The sequence below is a fragment of the Defluviitalea phaphyphila genome (genome assembly GCF_001466305.1).
GTDB lineage: Bacteria > Bacillota > Clostridia > Lachnospirales > Defluviitaleaceae > Defluviitalea_A > Defluviitalea_A phaphyphila.
The window spans coordinates 1-1383 of record NZ_JWID01000068.1 but is presented as its reverse complement, the minus strand read 5'-3'; the positions used below and the strand labels follow the sequence as shown (position 1 = coordinate 1383).

The 1383-nt window shown below is 27.6% G+C and carries 3 protein-coding genes; all 3 read left to right on the top strand.

Annotation, left to right across the window (positions count from 1 at the left end):
• The coding region (locus tag OM90_RS12970) for a hypothetical protein (protein ID WP_207643876.1) at nucleotides 1–363 on the top strand (363 nt) is incomplete at its 5' end.
• Nucleotides 363–1058 (top strand): immunity 26/phosphotriesterase HocA family protein, encoded by a 696-nt coding sequence (locus OM90_RS12190; RefSeq protein ID WP_058487114.1) that lies wholly within the window; start codon nucleotides 363–365, stop codon nucleotides 1056–1058. The genes OM90_RS12970 and OM90_RS12190, both read left to right, overlap by 1 nt.
• A gap of 72 nt (nucleotides 1059–1130) precedes the next feature.
• Nucleotides 1131–1383, top strand: a 253-nt coding sequence (locus OM90_RS12965; protein ID WP_160323691.1) for a hypothetical protein, incomplete at its 3' end; no start/stop codon positions are given.

The following is a 1383-nucleotide window of genomic DNA, read 5'->3' as shown; positions in this document are numbered from 1 at the left end:
AGTAAAGGAACAAGTAATTCGGATGATTTCTTTAAATGGTTGAATAAAGGGAAAGCTAATTATAAAGTATATTATGGGATTCAAGATGACAAAGCAGTATATACAGGAATAACAAAACAAGATTTGAGAAAAAGGTTATACCAACATAATTATAAAGGTAAAGGCTTTGATATGTTAGAAAAACAATATGATGGGCTTACACGAAATCAAGCAAGAGCTATTGAACAATATTATATAGAAAAAGGCCCTGCAAATTTGTTGAATAAAATAAATAGTATTAGACCTTCACATAGACATTATAATCAAGCCATGAAATGGGCACAAGAATTTCTTGAAAATTTAGATGAGGATGGTGAATTTTGATGGTATATGAGGAAAAAGGTAATCCATTAGCAGATGAATGGGAAAAATTATATGCTGAACAACCAGATGAAATAAAAAAACAATTAGATACTTTAAGGAATATGGATCCAAAAGAATATCAATTGAAAATAATAAAAAGAACTAGACCCAAAATAAAAGATGGAGATGTATTTGTTTTGAGTCCTAGAGAAAATATATATTTTTTTGGGAGAGTTCTAAAGGCTANACCCAAAATAAAAGATGGAGATGTATTTGTTTTGAGTCCTAGAGAAAATATATATTTTTTTGGGAGAGTTCTAAAGGCTAATATAAATCATGAAAAGGACTCTTTCATACATGGGAGTCATTTAGTATTTATATTTAAGAAAAAGACGAATAAATTATCAATAGAAGAATTTAGTGCTGATTACTCAAATCTTTTGATTAATCCATCAATAGTAGATATTGGTTATTGGAATAGGGGATTATTTTTTAATGTTGGAAATATTCCAATTACTGAATATGAAAGAAAACTAGATTATGGTTTTTTAAAATCAGGTATTCCGGGGATTAAACCAAATTATTATTGTAAAGAGGATGGAACTCCATTAGATCATAAACCAGAAATTATAGGAAGATTTGGTATAACAACTATCAGTGGAATAGCTTACAATGTAGAAAAGCAGTTAATTATTAATCCAGATTTACTTAAATAACTTTACTAAATAAAAATCTTTTACAAAAGTAGTGGATAAAGCATTATTGTCCACTACTTTATTATTGTATTATTGAAAATTACCTATTCTACAAATGGTTATTATTATGACAATAAGAATATATTAACAAAATTACAAAAGATAAACACCAAAACAAGGAAAGAAGATACCATAACATACGAATACGACAACCAAGGAAACACCATAAAAGAAAAAAGCCAAGAGGGAGAAAAAAGATACTTCTATGATATCTATAATAGAACCATAGAAGTAAGAAATCCTAAAGGAAATGTACTAAAAAATAAATATGATCCCTTAGGCTTAA